The 15,253-nt window shown below is 73.1% G+C and carries 13 protein-coding genes and 1 pseudogene; 8 read left to right on the top strand and 6 right to left on the bottom strand.

What is annotated here, in order from left to right; all coding sequences use genetic code 11:
* Nucleotides 1-31 precede the first annotated feature (31 nt).
* Complete coding sequence (locus OG985_RS33085) at nucleotides 32-310, bottom strand: hypothetical protein (RefSeq protein WP_371672014.1); 279 nt, start codon at nucleotides 308-310, stop codon at nucleotides 32-34.
* A 40-nt stretch (nucleotides 311-350) separates the two neighbouring features.
* Nucleotides 351-1,148, bottom strand: a complete 798-nt coding sequence (locus OG985_RS33080; protein ID WP_371672013.1) for a PspA/IM30 family protein — start codon at nucleotides 1,146-1,148, stop codon at nucleotides 351-353.
* A 242-nt stretch (nucleotides 1,149-1,390) separates the two neighbouring features.
* On the opposite strand from OG985_RS33080, the gene OG985_RS33075 reads away from it, so the two are divergent.
* Nucleotides 1,391-2,062 (top strand): DUF3043 domain-containing protein, encoded by a 672-nt coding sequence (locus OG985_RS33075; RefSeq protein ID WP_371672012.1) that lies wholly within the window; start codon nucleotides 1,391-1,393, stop codon nucleotides 2,060-2,062.
* Between the two features lie 83 nt (nucleotides 2,063-2,145).
* Entirely contained in the window at nucleotides 2,146-2,847 is a 702-nt protein-coding gene (locus tag OG985_RS33070) for a class I SAM-dependent methyltransferase (RefSeq protein ID WP_371672011.1), read from the top strand.
* A gap of 382 nt (nucleotides 2,848-3,229) precedes the next feature.
* Here OG985_RS33070 and OG985_RS33065 read toward each other — a convergent pair whose 3' ends face one another.
* Entirely contained in the window at nucleotides 3,230-3,445 is a 216-nt protein-coding gene (locus tag OG985_RS33065; protein ID WP_371672010.1) for a hypothetical protein, read from the bottom strand.
* A gap of 113 nt (nucleotides 3,446-3,558) precedes the next feature.
* On the opposite strand from OG985_RS33065, the gene OG985_RS33060 reads away from it, so the two are divergent.
* Complete coding sequence (locus OG985_RS33060; protein WP_371672009.1) at nucleotides 3,559-4,758, top strand: bifunctional adenosylcobinamide kinase/adenosylcobinamide-phosphate guanylyltransferase; 1,200 nt, start codon at nucleotides 3,559-3,561, stop codon at nucleotides 4,756-4,758.
* On the opposite strand, the gene OG985_RS33055 is transcribed toward OG985_RS33060, so the two are convergent.
* Entirely contained in the window at nucleotides 4,747-6,321 is a 1,575-nt protein-coding gene (locus tag OG985_RS33055; RefSeq protein ID WP_371672008.1) for a class I SAM-dependent methyltransferase, read from the bottom strand. The two genes, OG985_RS33060 and OG985_RS33055, sit on opposite strands and share 12 nt — an antisense overlap.
* A 157-nt stretch (nucleotides 6,322-6,478) precedes the next feature.
* On the opposite strand from OG985_RS33055, the pseudogene cobT reads away from it, so the two are divergent.
* From cobT to OG985_RS33040, 3 genes and pseudogenes are all read left to right on the top strand, one after another.
* Nucleotides 6,479-7,523, top strand: a pseudogene (cobT, locus tag OG985_RS33050) (nicotinate-nucleotide--dimethylbenzimidazole phosphoribosyltransferase); the annotation flags it as partial.
* Between the two features lie 465 nt (nucleotides 7,524-7,988).
* Nucleotides 7,989-9,755: a phosphatidylglycerol lysyltransferase domain-containing protein gene (locus tag OG985_RS33045; protein WP_371672007.1), complete on the top strand. Its 1,767-nt coding sequence runs from the start codon at nucleotides 7,989-7,991 to the stop codon at nucleotides 9,753-9,755.
* Nucleotides 9,752-10,447, top strand: a complete 696-nt coding sequence (locus OG985_RS33040) for a hypothetical protein (RefSeq protein ID WP_371672006.1) — start codon at nucleotides 9,752-9,754, stop codon at nucleotides 10,445-10,447. Before OG985_RS33045 ends, OG985_RS33040 begins: the two co-directional genes overlap by 4 nt.
* On the opposite strand, the gene OG985_RS33035 is transcribed toward OG985_RS33040, so the two are convergent.
* Nucleotides 10,390-11,151 (bottom strand): hypothetical protein, encoded by a 762-nt coding sequence (locus tag OG985_RS33035; RefSeq protein ID WP_371672005.1) that lies wholly within the window; start codon nucleotides 11,149-11,151, stop codon nucleotides 10,390-10,392. The two genes, OG985_RS33040 and OG985_RS33035, sit on opposite strands and share 58 nt — an antisense overlap.
* 82 nt (nucleotides 11,152-11,233) lie before the next feature.
* Here OG985_RS33035 and OG985_RS33030 point away from each other — a divergent pair, with 82 nt between their 5' ends.
* Nucleotides 11,234-12,019, top strand: a complete 786-nt coding sequence (locus OG985_RS33030; protein WP_371672004.1) for an adenosylcobinamide-GDP ribazoletransferase — start codon at nucleotides 11,234-11,236, stop codon at nucleotides 12,017-12,019.
* A 12-nt stretch (nucleotides 12,020-12,031) separates the two neighbouring features.
* On the opposite strand, the gene OG985_RS33025 is transcribed toward OG985_RS33030, so the two are convergent.
* Complete coding sequence (locus tag OG985_RS33025; RefSeq protein ID WP_371672003.1) at nucleotides 12,032-12,811, bottom strand: endo alpha-1,4 polygalactosaminidase; 780 nt, start codon at nucleotides 12,809-12,811, stop codon at nucleotides 12,032-12,034.
* A gap of 674 nt (nucleotides 12,812-13,485) precedes the next feature.
* Here OG985_RS33025 and OG985_RS33020 point away from each other — a divergent pair.
* A complete protein-coding gene (locus OG985_RS33020; protein WP_371672002.1) occupies nucleotides 13,486-15,030 on the top strand; it encodes a leucyl aminopeptidase in 1,545 nt (514 codons plus the stop codon).
* The last annotated feature ends 223 nt before the right edge of the window (nucleotides 15,031-15,253 follow it).

Raw genomic sequence — 15,253 nt, 5'->3', positions numbered from 1 at the left:
GCCGGAGGTGCCCGTGCCTGTCAGTCCGGGATCAGCCCGGGATCAGTCCGTCGTCGCTCAGGAGCTCCCGGACCTCTTCGAGAGTCGCGTCGGGTGACGGGAGGATCAGCTCGGAGGGCTCCAGGGAGTCGTCCGGCAGGGGGGCGCCCAGTTCGCGGACCCTGGACAGCAGGGCATCGAGGGTGCGGCGGAAGCCCGGGCCGTCGCCGTTCTCCATCTCGGCCAGGAGTTCGTTGTCCAGTCTGTCCAGCTCGGTGAGGTGGCTGTCAGCCAGTCTCACCTGTCCTTCCCCCATGATCCGTACGATCATGTCGCCCTCCTCGGCGTGGGCCCCGGCCGCTGTCCGGTGGTTACTGCTTGTCGAAGCGCGGGGTGTCCTGCGGCTGCTGCTGGGACTGCGGCTGTCCGGCACCGCCCTCGATGGCCTGCTGACCACCGGAGGTACCGCCGGCCAGTTCGGCCTTCATGCGCTGCAGTTCCAGCTCTACATCCGTACCACCGGAGAGCCGGTCCAGCTCGCTCTGGATGTCGTCCTTGGCCAGCCCGGACTGGTCGTCGAGGGCGCCCGAGGCGAGCAGTTCGTCGATCGCGCCGGCGCGGGCCTGGAGCTGCGCGGTCTTGTCCTCCGCGCGCTGGATCGCCATGCCGACGTCGCCCATCTCCTCGGAGATGCCGGAGAACGCCTCGCCGATCCGGGTCTGCGCCTGGGCGGCGGTGTACGTGGCCTTGATCGTCTCCTTCTTGGTGCGGAAGGCGTCGACCTTGGCCTGGAGCCGCTGGGCCGCGAGGGTGAGCTTCTCCTCCTCGCCCTGCAGGGTCGAGTGCTGCGTCTCGAGGTCCGTCACCTGCTGCTGCAGGGCGGCGCGCCGGGAGAGCGCCTCACGGGCCAGGTCCTCGCGGCCGAGCGCGAGCGCCTTGCGGCCCTGGTCCTCCAGCTTGGTGGACTGCGACTGCAACTGGTTGAGCTGCAGTTCCAGACGCTTGCGGCTGGTCGCCACGTCGGCTACGCCGCGGCGCACCTTCTGGAGCAGCTCCAGCTGCTTCTGGTACGAGTAGTCGAGGGTTTCGCGCGGGTCCTCGGCCCGGTCAAGGGCCTTGTTCGCCTTCGCGCGGAAGATCATCCCCATACGCTTCATGACACCGCTCATGGGCTTCGCGCGCCCCCTTCTGACGGACTCCGGCTTCAGCACCTGCGACAGAACCCACAGTACGGGCCCTGCATCCATTACCGCACTGTTCGGGGACGGAAGTGCTCCTCCCCAAGGACGACTGCTCACGACCCCGCTCCGGCGTAGGGAGTAGGTGTCTCCCGGGGATGTCCGGGGGTCCGTCAGGGATACCCCGGAGATCGGCGGGCGGAAGCGCGTGCAACGTCCCCTCTGTCCCCTTGATGACGACTGGTGTTGCCGGATCGTTCCCCAGCGGACTGGGGTCCATGCCCTCGTACCCCGTACCCTTGGGTTTTGTGTTCCGTAGCCGCGCCAAGGAAGAGAAGGGCCCCGCCGCCAAGGCGGCGGTGACCGACTCCACTCAGCCCCGTCACCCGCAGGCCCCGAAGGGCCGCCCCACGCCCAAGCGCAGTGAGGCCCAGACCCAGCGTCGCAGCGTCGCCAACACGGCGACGACGCGCAAGGGCGCCGCCAAGCGCCAGCGCGACGAGCGCCGTGCGCAGATGGAGAGGCAGCGCCAGGCGCTCGCCGGCGGCGACGAGCGGTACCTGCCCGCCCGCGACAAGGGCCCGGTCCGCAAGTTCGCGCGCGACTTCATCGACTCGCGCTTCAACGTGGCGGAGTTCTTCCTCCCGATGGCCGTGGTCATCCTCGTGCTGAGCATGGTGCGGGTGGGCTCGCTCCAGAGCATCGCGCTGCTGCTGTGGCTCATCGTGATCGTGCTCATCGTGCTCGACTCGATCGCCACGGGCTTCCGCCTGAGGAAGCGGCTCCCCGAGCGCTTCCCGGACCAGAACCGGAAGGGCGCCGTCGCCTACGCCCTGATGCGCTCGCTCCAGATGCGTCGCCTTCGGCTGCCGAAGCCGCAGGTCAAGCGCGGAGAGCGGCCCTGAGCGCGACGTCTTTCTCCGGGGGCGCGGCGGATGCCTGGCTGAGCGGACTGGGTGGCCTGCGCAACGCCGTACGACAGGAGCTGGTGGCCCGGCAGCTCGACGAGCAGATAGTCGGCCGGTTCCCGGTGGGGCAGCGGCTGCGGGTGCTCGACGTGGGCATGGGCCAGGGTACGCAGTCGCTGCGGCTGGCCCGGGCCGGGCACAAGGTCACCGGTCTCGAGCAGGACACGCGGATGGTCGCGGCGGCCCGCGAGGCGCTGGCCGGGGAGCCCGAGGGCATCCGGGAGCGGGTGCGGATCATCGAGGGCGACGGCCGGGACACCGGTGTGCACTTCCTGCCCGGCAGCTTCGACGTCGTGCTGTGCCATGGCGTCCTCATGTACGTCGAGGGTCCGGACGCCCTGCTGGCGGGGCTGGCCCGCATGCTCGCCCCCGGCGGGCTGCTCTCCCTGCTGGTGCGCAACGGGGACGCGCTGGCCATGCGGCCGGGGCTGTCCGGTGACTGGGCGGGCGCGCTGGGCGCGTTCGACACCGTGTCGTACCGCAACCGGCTCGGGCTGGACGTCCGTGCGGACCGGCTGGACACGCTGACGGGGACGCTCGCCGGGATCGGGGCGCCGTTGCAGGCCTGGTACGGGGTGCGGGTCTTCACGGACACCGCCGTGGACGAGGCGGAGATTCCGGCCGACATCGAGGCCTTGCTGGCTGCCGAGGAGCGGGCGGGGCGGACCGATCCGTACCGCGGGGTCGCGGCACTGCTGCACCTGTGCGGCGTACGCGGCTGATTTCCGCCTCGGGTACGCGGCCGAATCGGCCCGGCGTACCCGGCTGGGCGCGCCAATCGGCCCGGCGTACCCGGCTGAGCGCGCCGGGCGTCTGCGGCTGAGTGCGGCAGATGTGTACGGCTGCGCCAGCCGGGCGTCTGCGGCTGAGCGCGGCAGACGTGTACGGCTGAACCCGCCGGGCCGGGCCTCTACCGCTGCGCCCGCCGGGCGTCCGCGGCTGAGAGCCCGCTCGGACGCACACCGCGGGCCCGGGCATTCACCCCAACGAGACCGGCCGGACGCGAAAGCCCGACAACCCGAAAGTCCGAAAGGCACGGGTGGCGGGAAGGCCCGGAACGCGAAGGGCGGCGGCCCGTCCGGGACCGCCGCCGCTCCTTCTCGCCTAGGCCTCCTCGGCCGCGCGCAGGCTCATCGGGCCGTAGATCTCCGTGGAGTCCTCGAACAGCCGCACCTGTTCCGCGCCGCCCGCGAGCAGGTCCTTCCACTGCTCCCCGATCCAGGACTCGGCGTCCCCCTGCGTGGTGAACTCCTCGGGCACGACCGCGGGCTGGACCTCCGCCCCGTCGGCCTTTTCGAACCGCCACGTCCATGCCGCCATGTACGCCTCCAACGTATGAGCACATGCAGAGCGGAAGCCGGATCTTGGTCCGGCTCCCGCTCAGAGCCTAGCCGGACGCGCAAGACGTGCTGGGACAAGCCAAAATCAGGTCCGTGGAACTGACTCTGCTCGGCACCGGCGCCCCCGCGGGACTCCCCCGCCCCGACTGCCCCTGCGCGACCTGTGCGACCGCGCTCGGCACACACGCGCGGGCGGCGACCGCGCTGCTCGTGGACGGCTCACTGCTCCTCGACCTGACGCCGGGCGCGGCGTTCGCCGCCGCGCGGGCCGGGCAGTCGCTGAACGGCGTACGGCAGGTGCTGCTGTCGCATCCGCACAACGGGCCGGCGGTCGAGGTGCCGGCCGGGCTGCCGCAGCCCGGCCGGGTCCCCGACGGGCGGGAGTTGGCGCTGCTGACGGGACATCGGGTGCGGGCGGTGGCACTGGACGCCCCCGGCACCGGCTACGCGGTGACCGGCCCGGACGGCCGACGGCTGCTCTACCTGCCGCCCGGGGGCGCGCCGGCCGGCCTGGAAGGGTCCGTTGAGGCGTACGACATGGTCCTCGCGGATGTCGTGGGGCGGCCGGACGCGCTGGCGAGGCTGCGGGCGGTGGGCGCGCTGGGACCGGCCACGGATGTCGTCGCCGTGCACCTCGACCACGACGTGCCGGCAGGGCCCGAGCTGCGGCGGCGGCTCGCGGCGGCGGGCGCGCGCGCGGTGCCGGACGGGACGACGCTGACGGTGGGCGTCTATGAGGACGTACCGGATGTGCCGCGGCGGACCCTGGTACTGGGCGGAGCGCGGTCGGGGAAGTCGGTGGAGGCCGAGCGACGGCTCGAGGCCTTCCCGGACGTCCTGTACGTGGCGACGGGCGGCACCCGTGGCGGGGACGGCGAGTGGGCCTCGCGGGTCGCGGTCCACCGGGAGCGGCGGCCGGGTTCCTGGCGTACGTCCGAGACCTGCGACCTGGTCCCACTCCTGGCCGAGGACGGGCCGCCGCTGCTCATCGACTGCCTGTCCCTCTGGCTGACGGACGCGATGGACGCCGTCGGCGCGTGGGACGACGCACAGTGGGCGGACGGCGGTGAGCGCGCGCTGCGGGAACGGGTGCGGGAGCTGACGGGTGCGGTGCGGGCGACCCGGCGGACCCTGGTGGCCGTGTCGAACGAGGTGGGTTCGGGCATCGTGCCGGCCACGGCGTCCGGCCGACGCTACCGGGACGAACTGGGCCGCCTGAACGCCGCGTTCGCCGCCGAGTGCGAACACGTACTACTGGTGGTGGCGGGCCAGGCGGTGGCTCTACGGGGCTGATGCCGGGGTGGTCGGGGCGGCCGGCGGGGCTGACTCGGCCGGGACGGCTGGGGCGGGCGTGGTGGCGGGGGTGGCCGACGTGTCCATCGAGTCCGGAGTGGCGAGGGCGGCTGAGGCGGCAGGCGGGGCGGGAGCGGGGGTGGCCGAAGCGGCTGGCTTGGTCGGGTCGACCGAAACGGCCGGGGCAGCAGGGGCGGCCGAGGTGGCCGAGGCCACTGGACCGGCGGGCTCGGGGTCGGGGTCGGGGTCGGGGTCGGGGTCGGGGTCGGTGGCAGGGTCGGTCGGGCTTGCCGGGGTGATCGGAGCCGACGGGCCGGCCCCAGCCACCCCGGTCGCCGGACCGGCAAGATCGGCCCCCGTGGCAGGGTCGGTCGGAGTCGCCGGGGGGATCATCGCCGGAGGGCCGGCCGCAGCCACCCGAGTCGCCGGACCGGCGAAGTCGACCTCCGTGCCGGGGTCGGCCGCAGCCGCCGGGGCCACCGCCGCCGACCGGCCGGCCGCAGCCACCCGTCTCCCTTGACCAGCAAGGTCGGCCTCCGTGCCAGGACCGGCCGTAGTCACCGGGGCGATCGGCGCCGGCGGGACGGCCGCAGCCACCCCGGTCGCCTGACCGGCAACGTTGACCTCCGCCTCGGGGCCGGGGGGAGTCGCCGGGGCGGCTTGTGGGGGGCGGGTGGGGCGGGTCATTCGTGTGGGCTTGCGGGCGATGATCCGGTACGTGGGGGTGAGGCGGGCGCGGTGGAGCAGGCGGGCCGGGTCGTGCTGGTCCGGCGTGACGATCGTGCAGCCCTGGGCCTCCAGTACCGAGCGCAGGTTGTCCGGGGGCATCAGATGCACGTTGCGGGGCTGTGTGCGGGGCAGCCACCAAGGGCGCAGCACGGTGGCGAAAAGGCCGCGCGGGTCGAGGACTTCCAGCAGGAGATGACCGCCGGGCCGTAGGACCGCGAGGGCGGCGCGGAGTTCCTCGCGCGGATCGGCGGCACGCTGCAGGTGGTGGAACATGCTGACCACGTCGTAGCGGGCGCGCAGGTGGGCCACGACGTGCGGGTTGGTCAACCGGCCCACGTACGCCTCCTCCACCCGGCCGGCCGCGCGGCCCTGTTCCACACGGGAGGTGGGGTCGAGGCCGTCGAAGGACGTGTAGGGGAAGAACTCCTTCGCCACCGCCGCGAAGCGGGCCCCGCCCGCCCCCACGTCCAGCCAGCTCTCCGGCTCCGGGAAGGACAGCATCGCGCGGGCGGCCGAGCGGTGCCGACGGTCGGCGCCCCGCCCTTCGCCGGCGCCCGTGAGGCAGGCGGCCAGGCTCTGCGCGGTCAGCCTCGGGTTCTGGAACCGGTGGGCGCAGTCCCGGCATTCGTCCACGAGGGAGGCGCCGGCCGCGCGCCGACGCGGGGCGGGGCTGCGCAGCCTTCGCGAGCCGCACCAGGGGCAGTCGTCGCGACGCGGCTCGAGAACGCGGTGCGCGGAGAGCCCGGTCGGAGCGGTGGCGGGGACCGGGGGCTCGGGAGGTGCGGAGAACACTGGGGCCGCCGAGGGTGCGGGCGGTCCGGAGGATGCTGACATGGGCGGCTCCCGGGCGCGTGGGCGTACGGCGGGGTCGTATGACAATCCAGTGCAAATGGGAACGTATGGGATCACGATCCCGGGTGCAACGACGTGCGGGAGGCGTGGTGGCCATGTGGCGCCGTTCTGTTCGATCGGGGCCGGTACTGTTCGGCGAATGAGCTCGCTTAATCTCGACGACTTCACCGATCTGATCGAGCGCCCCGACGGTGGGGTGCGCCGCGACGCCGAGGCGCGTCGGGAGCGCCAGATCGTGCCGCCCGGGTCGCTGGGCCGCCTGGACGACCTGGGCGAGTGGCTGGCCGCGGCACAGTCGGCCGTGCCGGTGCGGCTGATCGAACGGCCCCGGGTCGTGCTGTTCGCCGGTGACCACGGGATCGCCGAACTCGGCGTCTCGGCGCGGCCGGCGGGCACCGCGGACCGGCTCGTACGGGAGGTGCTGGAGGGCGGCCGTCCGGTGTCCGTGCTCGCCCGGCGCCTCGGGGTGCCGGTGCGGGTCGTCGACATGGCGCTGGACTGCGACCCGGCGACTCTGCCCGCCGAGGTCGTAAGGCACCGAGTGCGGCGCGGCAGTGGACGGATCGACGTCGAGGACGCCCTGACCCTCGAGGAGGCGGAGGCCGCCTTCCGGGCCGGGGTCGCCGTCGCCGACGAGGAGGCCGACTCCGGTACGGATCTGGTGGTGCTCGGCGATGTGAGCGTGGGCGGAACGACCGCGGCGGGCGTACTCGTCGCCGCGCTGTGCGGGACCGACGCGTCCGTAGTGACCGGGCGGGGCGGGCTGGCGATCGACGACCTGGCGTGGATGCGTAAGTGCGCCGCGATCCGGGACGCGTTGCGGCGAGCCCGTCCGGTGCTGGGGGATCAGCTCCAGCTGCTGGCGACGGTGGGCGGCGCCGACCTCACCGCGCTCACCGGCTTCCTGCTCCAGAGCGCGGTGCGCAAGCTGCCGGTGATCCTGGACGGAGTCGTCGTGGCCGCCTGCGCGCTGGTGGCGCAGCGGATCGCGTTCCGGGCGCCGGACTGGTGGCTCGCCGGACAGAACAGCGGAGAGCCGGGGCAGGGCAAGGCGCTGGACCGGATGGCGCTCGAACCGCTGCTGGACCACGGGGTGACGGTCGGCGAGGGCGCCGGGGCCCTGCTGGCGCTGCCGCTGGTGCAGGCCGCGGCGGCCCTCGCGGCCGAGCTTCCCGAGCAGCCGACGACCGACGACGACAAGCCGACGGACGACAAGCCGGACGACAAGCAGACGGAACTCACCGAGCCGGAGGCCGCCGCCCACGAGCCGGAGGCCGCCGCCGAGGAGGCGGAGACCGTCGACCACCAGCCGGAGGATGCCGCCGAGGAGGCGGATGCCGCCGGCCACCGGTCGCAGGGTGCCACGGAGTCGGAGCCCGCCCCGTCCCCACAAGCCGCCACCCCCACCCGAGCCGCCGTCGACGACAAGGCGGAGGAGCCCGCGCCGTCCGCGCCGTCCGAGGCTCCGAAGGCGCCCAGGAAGCCGGACGCGTTCGCCGAGCTCAAGCAGTTCGCGGAGGCCGCGGAGGCCGGGGAGCCGAAGGATTCCGGGGGGCCCGCGGAGCCGAAGGAGTAATCCCCGGGGCGGAGCCGTGCGCGGCGGCCCAAAACGGACGTTCATCGCAACAGCGCCCATATGATCACCCCTCATGGGAGATGTCCACGTTGCGCCCGTTCGGGATCACCGGCCCACCGCTGTCTCGCGCCGGGCCGCCGCCTTCGCCGTCTGGTACCTGCGGGCGGTCGCGTTCGTCAACTTCCTCAGCGCGGTGTGGGTCTCCCTGGGGCAGGACGTGCGGCGCCACAACCAGGAGAACCTCTTCACGCCGTACCTGCTGACGGCCGGCTTCGCCTCCGGTGTGTTCACGGTGTTCCTCGCCGTCACGATGCGGCGGCGCAAGCGGGCCGCGTGGATCCTGAACCTCTCGCTCGGCGGCCCGTTCCTCGCGTTGTTCGGCTTCGCCATGGCGTTCCCGGAGATCCGGCGGTACGCGCAGAACTGGATCTCCCTCGCCCTCACCGCCGCCTTCGTCGCCGCTCTCCTCCTCGGACGGCGTGAGTTCTACGCCAGGGGCGACCGGTCCAACCCGAGGCTCGCCGCGGCCGTCGCGGTGGGCGGGCTCCTGGTGTCCTCGCTGCTCGCCGCGCTGCTGGTGACGGTCACCAACCAGGCGCGCGACGCCCACCGTTCGACGTTCTGGGAGCGGTGGCGCTACGGCACGCTCCGGCTGGTCTCCGTGGCCGGCGACGACTCCCACTTCCCCGGCATCTCCACGCCGAACTGGGTCGGTGTCGCCGTCAACGGCCTCAGCACGGTTCTCGTCCTCGCCGCCCTCTACGCCGCGTTCCGCTCCCGGCGTGCCGTCGACCCGCTCACCGAGGACGACGAGAAGCGGCTGCGGGCCCTGCTGGAGCGGCACGGAGACCGCGACTCTCTCGGCTACTTCGCGCTGCGCCGGGAGAAGAGCGTCGTGTGGTCGCCGACCGGCAAGGCGGCCGTCGCCTACCGCGTCGTCGGCGGGGTGTCGCTGGCGTCCGGGGATCCGCTCGGCGACCCGGAGGCGTGGCCCGGTGCCATCGGGCCCTGGCTCGCCGAGGCACGGGCGCACGGATGGATCCCGGCCGTGATGGGCGCGGGCGAGGAGGCGGGGACGGTGTACGCCCGACACGGTCTGGACGCCCTGGAGCTGGGGGACGAGGCCCTCGTGGAGGTGGCCGAGTTCACCCTGGAGGGGCGCGCGATGCGGACCGTGCGACAGGCCTACAACCGGGTGAAGCGGGCCGGGTACACCGTGCGCATCCGGCGGCACGAGGACATCCCGGCCGACGAGGCGGCGTATCTGGTCCGGCGGGCGGACGACTGGCGCGACGGGGCGACCGAACGCGGGTTCAGCATGGCGCTGGGGCGTCTCGGGGACCCGGAGGACGGGCGCTGCGTGATGCTCGAATGCACCGACGGGCAGGGCGAGTTGAAGGCGCTGCTGTCCTTCGTGCCGTGGGGGCCGCGAGGGCTCTCCCTCGATCTGATGCGGCGTGACCGCGACGCGGACAACGGACTCATGGAGTTCATGGTCATCGATCTCCTGCGCCGGGCCCGGGAGACCGGGATCACTCAGGTCTCGCTCAACTTCGCGATGTTCCGTTCGGTCTTCGAACGTGGCGCACGTCTCGGCGCCGGGCCGGTGCTGAGGCTGTGGCGGTCACTGCTCAGCTTCTTCTCCCGCTGGTGGCAGATCGAGTCGCTGTATCGCGCCAACGCCAAGTACCGGCCCATCTGGGAGCCGCGGTTCCTGCTCTTCGAGAAGAGCGCGGACCTGCCGCGCATCGCCATCGCCTCGGCACGCGCGGAGGGGTTCCTGGAGGCGCCGGGGCTGCCGAAGTGGCTGCACCGCAAGCACCTGGAGACCCGTAGATGAGCACCCTCGCCCGCTGGGCCCGCGCCGAATGGGGACTGCTGTACGTCACCGTGCGCGAGCCGCTGCTCAAGCGGAGGTGGCGGGCGGTGCCGATGACGATCGCGGCGGTGTGTCTGACAGCGGTCGTGCAGGTGGTGCAGAACCAGTCGTGGGGCTTCGGGTTCGTGCGGAACGTCGGGGCGGTACGGGCCGAGGAGCCGCTGTGGCTCGCTCTGCTGCGTACCCCCCTGTCGTTGTTCGTACCCGCGCTGGACCTGCCGGTGTGGGGTGCGCTGGCGCAGATCCTGATCGTGTTCGGGATCGCGGAGATCTGCCTCGGCTGGTGGCGGACGCTCGCCGTCGCCTACATCGCCACCCTCGCCGGGACGCTGTTCGCCCGGGTGGGCATCTGGCTGGGACCGGAGGGTCTGCTCGGGCTGCCCGGCTCGGACGCGCAGGTCGTGGACACCGGCCCGTCGGCCGCGGTGGTCGGCCTCGCGGTGTTCCTCGGCTGGCGCTACGGCGCCTACGTCACGGCGGGCGTGGTGGTCGCGGCGATGATCGTCGAGGTGCTGCTGAAGGGGAACCTGGCCGGCAAGGAGCACCTGGCGGCGATCGCGGCGGTGCTGGTGCTGTGCGCGGTGTCGGCGCTGCGTCACCGGCGCAGGGCGGGCACCACCGGCTCGTCGGGTTTGCCGCCGATCAGGTCCTGAACGCGGCGGCGGGGGCCGGCCCAGCGGCGGTCGTGGTGGTAGACGCGCAGGATGGAGCGGGCGCGGGCGCGTGGGCGCCGGCGGTAGAAGCGTCTGGCCCAGGGAGATCCGGGGCGCGCCAGACGGATCGCGCCGACCAGGGCGACGACGGGCACGACCACGCCGAAGATCGCGGTACGGGCCTTGCCCTTGCTCAGGGCGAGCAGGGAGAAGGCGAAGTTCACCGCGATGCTGGAGATGACGGCGCCGCGGTCCTGCAGTTCCTCGTCGGAGAGGTCGTTGACGCCGAAGGGCACGAAGCCGGCGAGCAGCAGGCCGACGAGTGCGGCGGTGACCACCACGACCTCGACGCTCTGCCGGCCGGCCTCGGTCCAGTAGACGTCGTCGAGATGCAGGATCAGCGCGAACTCGTCCAGGACCAGGCCGGCGCCGATACCGAAGACGACCGCGGCGAGGCCCGCGCCGAATCCGTGCCGGGCGCTGGCGACCGCACCGAAGCCGCCGACGACGGTGAGCACGACGCCGGGGACGACGTGATGGATGTGCACGCCGCCGGCGCTGACGTTGCCGAAGGGTCCCTTGCCCGCCCGGATCATGCGGGTGACGACCCGGGTGATCACGAAGGTCAGGACGAAGGCGGTGAGGGCGAGGAGCAGGGGCAGCTTGCCCGGCTCGACGATGTTCCGCTGCAACCAATGTCCCATATGATCACTTTATCCTTGCCTTTCGCGGCTGCCATCCGCGGCCGCCACCGGCCTCTTCGCGACCGCCGGGTAACCTTCGCCGGTGTCCAAGACCCCCTCCTGGCCGGACGGCCTCCGCTTCGCCTTCGGCACCCTCACCGCGCTGCCGGTCCGGGTGACCCGCTGGGACCGGGAGGCCGCTCGCCGCGGCATGCTGAGCGCTCCGCCGGCCGGGCTGGTCGTCGGCGCCTGCGCGGCGGCCGTCGGCGTCCTGCTGCTGTTCCTGGGCGCGGGCGCGCTGCTCGCCGCCGTCGCCACGGCCGCCGTACCGGCCGCCCTCACCCGTGGCCTGCACCTCGACGGCCTCGCGGACACGGCGGACGGGCTGGGCAGCGGCAAGCCCGCCGAGGACGCCCTGCGGATCATGAAGCAGTCGGACATCGGGCCCTTCGGCGTCCTCGCCCTCGTCTTCGTGCTGCTCGCCCAGGTGGCCGCACTCGCCCAGCTCTACGGCTCCTCGTGGGCCCGGGGCGCGCTCGCGGCCGTCGTCTCGGCGACCGCGGCCCGGCTGGCTCTGACGCTGGCCGCGCGCACCGGGGTGCCGGCCGCCCGGCCGGAGGGGCTGGGTGCGGCGGTGGCGGGGGTGGTGCCGGTGGGCGGCGCGGTGGCGGCGGGGCTCGCCGTCACGGCCGCGGCGGCAGCGGGGGGTGCCCTTCTCGGGGCGCAGGACGCGGTGCGGGCCGCGCTCGCGGTCCTCGTGGCCGCCGGCGCCGCCGAACTCCTGCTGCGGCACTGCACACGACGGTTCGGCGGGGTGACCGGGGACGTGTTCGGGGGGCTCGCGGAGACAGCGGCGACCGCCGCCCTGGTCGTGTTCTGCCTCGGGTGAGTACCCGCGGGCTCAGCACGCCCTGCGCCACACCCCCAGCTCGTACTTCTTCAGCATCGAACTCAGCCTCAGGCGGCGGGAGTCGGCGCAGAAGCGGCTGACCGGGAGTTCGTACTCCACATGGAAGACCGCCTTGTCCGCCGCGACGAAGGGCTTCAGGTCGGCGCACTCGCCGTACTGGGCGCACTGTTCGTTGACCGCGAAGTCGAAGTCTCCGACCAGGTCGGGGATCTGGTCGAGGTCGTTCTTCAGGCCGACCGCCATGCCCCGGTCGTGGGCCAGCCTCGCGATCAGCCGGTTGTAACGGAGCTGGTCGCCCGCCGACAGGTCGAAGCCCGTGCGGTTGCGGTAGCCGTCCATGTTGTCCGGCTCCACCGCGTCGAAGCCCTTCTCCCGGCACAGGTCGAGACGGGCCGCCATCAGGGGTTCCAGGACGTCGGTGCGGCGGATGTCGAGCCAGCGCTCGCCCTTCCAGCCGTTGCCCCGGCCGAGGACCGACCTGGGGAACTTCTCCGCGTCGGGGCGGAAGTCCTCCCAGGCGCCGGTGGAGAGATAGCAGATGACCTTGCGGTCGGCGCGGTGCAAACCGGTCACGGCGGCCTTGGAGTGGTCGAAGCCGTCGATGTCGTAGACGGGCACGTCGACGGAGGTGTCGAGGCGGCCGCTGAGCTGCCACTGCCAGGCGACACCGGGGCGCGGGCGCCACCGTTCGCCGGCCGGCTCGTCGTCGGGCGTGGCGGTGCAGGCCGCGAGCAGCAGGATCAGGGCGGCGACAACGGCGGTGCGTCTCAACGGATGGGCTCCAGGTGTGCGGCGGCGTCCCCCAAGGATGACCGCCGCGCCGGACACCGCGCGGTGCGGGGTGGCGGCGCCGAGCACGCGGGCCGCGCCACGAGAAGCCGCGCACGGACGGGACGCCGTACGGGAGTTGGCGCAGCGGGGTTCCGGTGCCGCCGCGAGACCACACCGCACGGGACGCCGTACGGGAATTGACGCAGCCGGGCTCCGGTGCCGCCACGAGACCACACCGGACGCGACACCGTACGGGAATTGACACAGCCGGGCTCCGGCGCCGCCACGAGACCACACCGGACGCGACACCGTACGGGAATTGACACAGCCGGGCTCCGGCGCCGCCACGAGACCACACCGGACGCGACACCGTACGGGAATTGACACAGCCGGGCTCCGATGCCGCCACGAGAGTTGCCTCGGCGAAGGACGGGGCGGGGTGTCCGCCGGGCCGCCGGGCGGGTCGGGGTCCAGGTCGTGGTGAACGGATCGAGGGGCACACCGAGGTGATCGGACCCCGTGCCGAGCGTAGGCTCATGCCGGGTGTTCGCCCGCCCGGGCACGGACCCGGGCGCGGACCTCGTTCAAGGCCGGAAATAAAGTCGGATGCCGGGCCTGGCCGACCCCATCCCGATCGGCCACAGCTACTTCAACGGAAGCGAGATTTCACCACCGTGACTGCTCTCACTCTCAGCACCGCCGCGGCGCCCGGCCTCCGGGCCGACGCGATCGTGATCGGTGTCGCCAAGAGCCCGAAGGGCGGCGCCGGGCTCGTCGTCGCACCGGGCGCCGAGGCCGTGGACAAGGCGTACGACGGCAGGCTCGCCGGCGTCCTGGAGACCCTCGGTGCCTCCGGGGCCGAGGGCGAGGTGACGAAGCTGCCCGCACCGGCCGGCTTCAAGACGCCGCTCGTGATCGCGGTGGGCCTGGGCGAGGAGCCCGAGAAGGACGAGACCTACGGTGCCGAGGCGCTGCGGCGCGCGGCCGGTGCCGCGGCCCGTGCCCTCTTCGGCGCCAAGAAGGCCGCCTTCGCCCTGCCGCTCACGGACGCCGCCGACGCCGGCGCGGTCGCCGAGGGCGCGCTGCTCGGCGCGTACTCCTTCGACACCTACAAGGGCGCCGCCGACAACGGCAAGGACGCCAAGGCCAAGAACGGCAAGGCCCCGCTCGCCGAGGTGACCCTGCTCGGCGGCAAGCCCCGCGACAAGGCGTACAAGGCCGCGGTCGAGCGCGCCACCGCCGTGTCCCAGGAGCTGAACCGCGCCCGCGACCTGATCAACATGCCGCCGAACGACCTGAACCCGCAGTCGTTCGCCGCCCTGGCGCAGGCCGCGGCCAAGGAGCACGGCATCAAGGTGCAGGTGCTCGACGAGAAGGCGCTGGAGAAGGGCGGCTACGGCGGCATCCTCGGCGTCGGCGTGGGCTCCGCCGCGGCTCCCCGCCTGGTGAAGCTGTCGTACACGCACTCCAAGGCGGCCAAGCACCTCGCCTTCGTGGGCAAGGGCATCACCTACGACTCGGGCGGCATCTCCCTCAAGCCGGCCGGTCACAACGAGACGATGAAGTGCGACATGAGCGGCGCGGCCGCCGTGTTCGCCGCGGTCGTAGCCGCCGCCCGCCTCGGCCTGGAGGTCAACGTGACCGGCTGGCTGGCGCTGGCCGAGAACATGCCGTCGGGTTCCGCGACCCGGCCGGGTGACGTGCTGCGCATGTACAGCGGCAAGACGGTGGAGGTGCTGAACACCGACGCCGAGGGCCGCCTGGTCCTCGCGGACGCGCTGTGGGCCGCCTCTCAGGAGGTGCCGGACGCGATCGTGGACGTCGCGACCCTGACCGGTGCGATGGTGCTGGCGCTGGGCAGCCGTACGTTCGGGATCATGGCGAACGACGACGCGTTCCGCTCCACGGTCCTCGAGGCCGCGGAGGAGGTCGGGGAGCCGGCGTGGCCGATGCCGCTGCCGGAGCACCTGCGCAAGGGCATGGACTCCCCCACCGCCGACATCGCCAACATGGGTGAGCGGATGGGCGGCGGCCTGGTCGCCGGGCTGTTCCTGCGCGAGTTCGTGGGTGAGGGGATCACCTGGGCGCACCTGGACATCGCGGGGCCGGCCTACAACGAGGGCGGACCGTTCGGTTACACGCCCAAGGGCGGTACCGGCAGCGCGGTGCGGACGCTGGTGCGGCTGGCCGAGCTGACCGCGGCCGGCGACCTGGGCTGAACCGACGGTGACGGCGGGGCCTCGCACGCGGGTAGCGCGAGGCCCCGCCGCCCGTTCGGTCGGTCCCCGGCGGACGTGGGACGTCTCACACACCATCCCGGCGTCTCGTCCACCCCTGACAAGTGCGAAGATGGGGCTCGGCAGGACAGGGCCCCACCACAGGGCCGAAGAAAGAGCGGCCGGACACCAGCCGCCGCCCGGTCGTCGTCGACCGGCGTACGGC

This window comes from Streptomyces sp. NBC_00289 (genome assembly GCF_041435115.1).
Lineage (GTDB): Bacteria > Actinomycetota > Actinomycetes > Streptomycetales > Streptomycetaceae > Streptomyces.
The sequence above is the reverse complement of the archived record's forward strand: the minus strand, read 5'-3'. Positions and strand labels throughout refer to the sequence as shown.

Bases quoted from the DNA above. Each gene is read 5' to 3' on its own strand.
- OG985_RS33080 (WP_371672013.1), bottom strand. From the start codon at position 1,148: ATGAGCGGTGTCATGAAGCGTATGGGGATGATCTTCCGCGCGAAGGCG.
- OG985_RS33045 (WP_371672007.1), top strand. From the start codon at position 7,989: ATGGGAGATGTCCACGTTGCGCCCGTTCGGGATCACCGGCCCACCGCT.
- OG985_RS33035 (WP_371672005.1), bottom strand. From the start codon at position 11,151: ATGGGACATTGGTTGCAGCGGAACATCGTCGAGCCGGGCAAGCTGCCC.
- OG985_RS33055 (WP_371672008.1), bottom strand. From the start codon at position 6,321: ATGTCAGCATCCTCCGGACCGCCCGCACCCTCGGCGGCCCCAGTGTTC.
- OG985_RS33075 (WP_371672012.1), top strand. From the start codon at position 1,391: ATGACGACTGGTGTTGCCGGATCGTTCCCCAGCGGACTGGGGTCCATG.
- OG985_RS33065 (WP_371672010.1), bottom strand. From the start codon at position 3,445: ATGGCGGCATGGACGTGGCGGTTCGAAAAGGCCGACGGGGCGGAGGTC.
- OG985_RS33085 (WP_371672014.1), bottom strand. From the start codon at position 310: ATGATCGTACGGATCATGGGGGAAGGACAGGTGAGACTGGCTGACAGC.
- OG985_RS33040 (WP_371672006.1), top strand. From the start codon at position 9,752: ATGAGCACCCTCGCCCGCTGGGCCCGCGCCGAATGGGGACTGCTGTAC.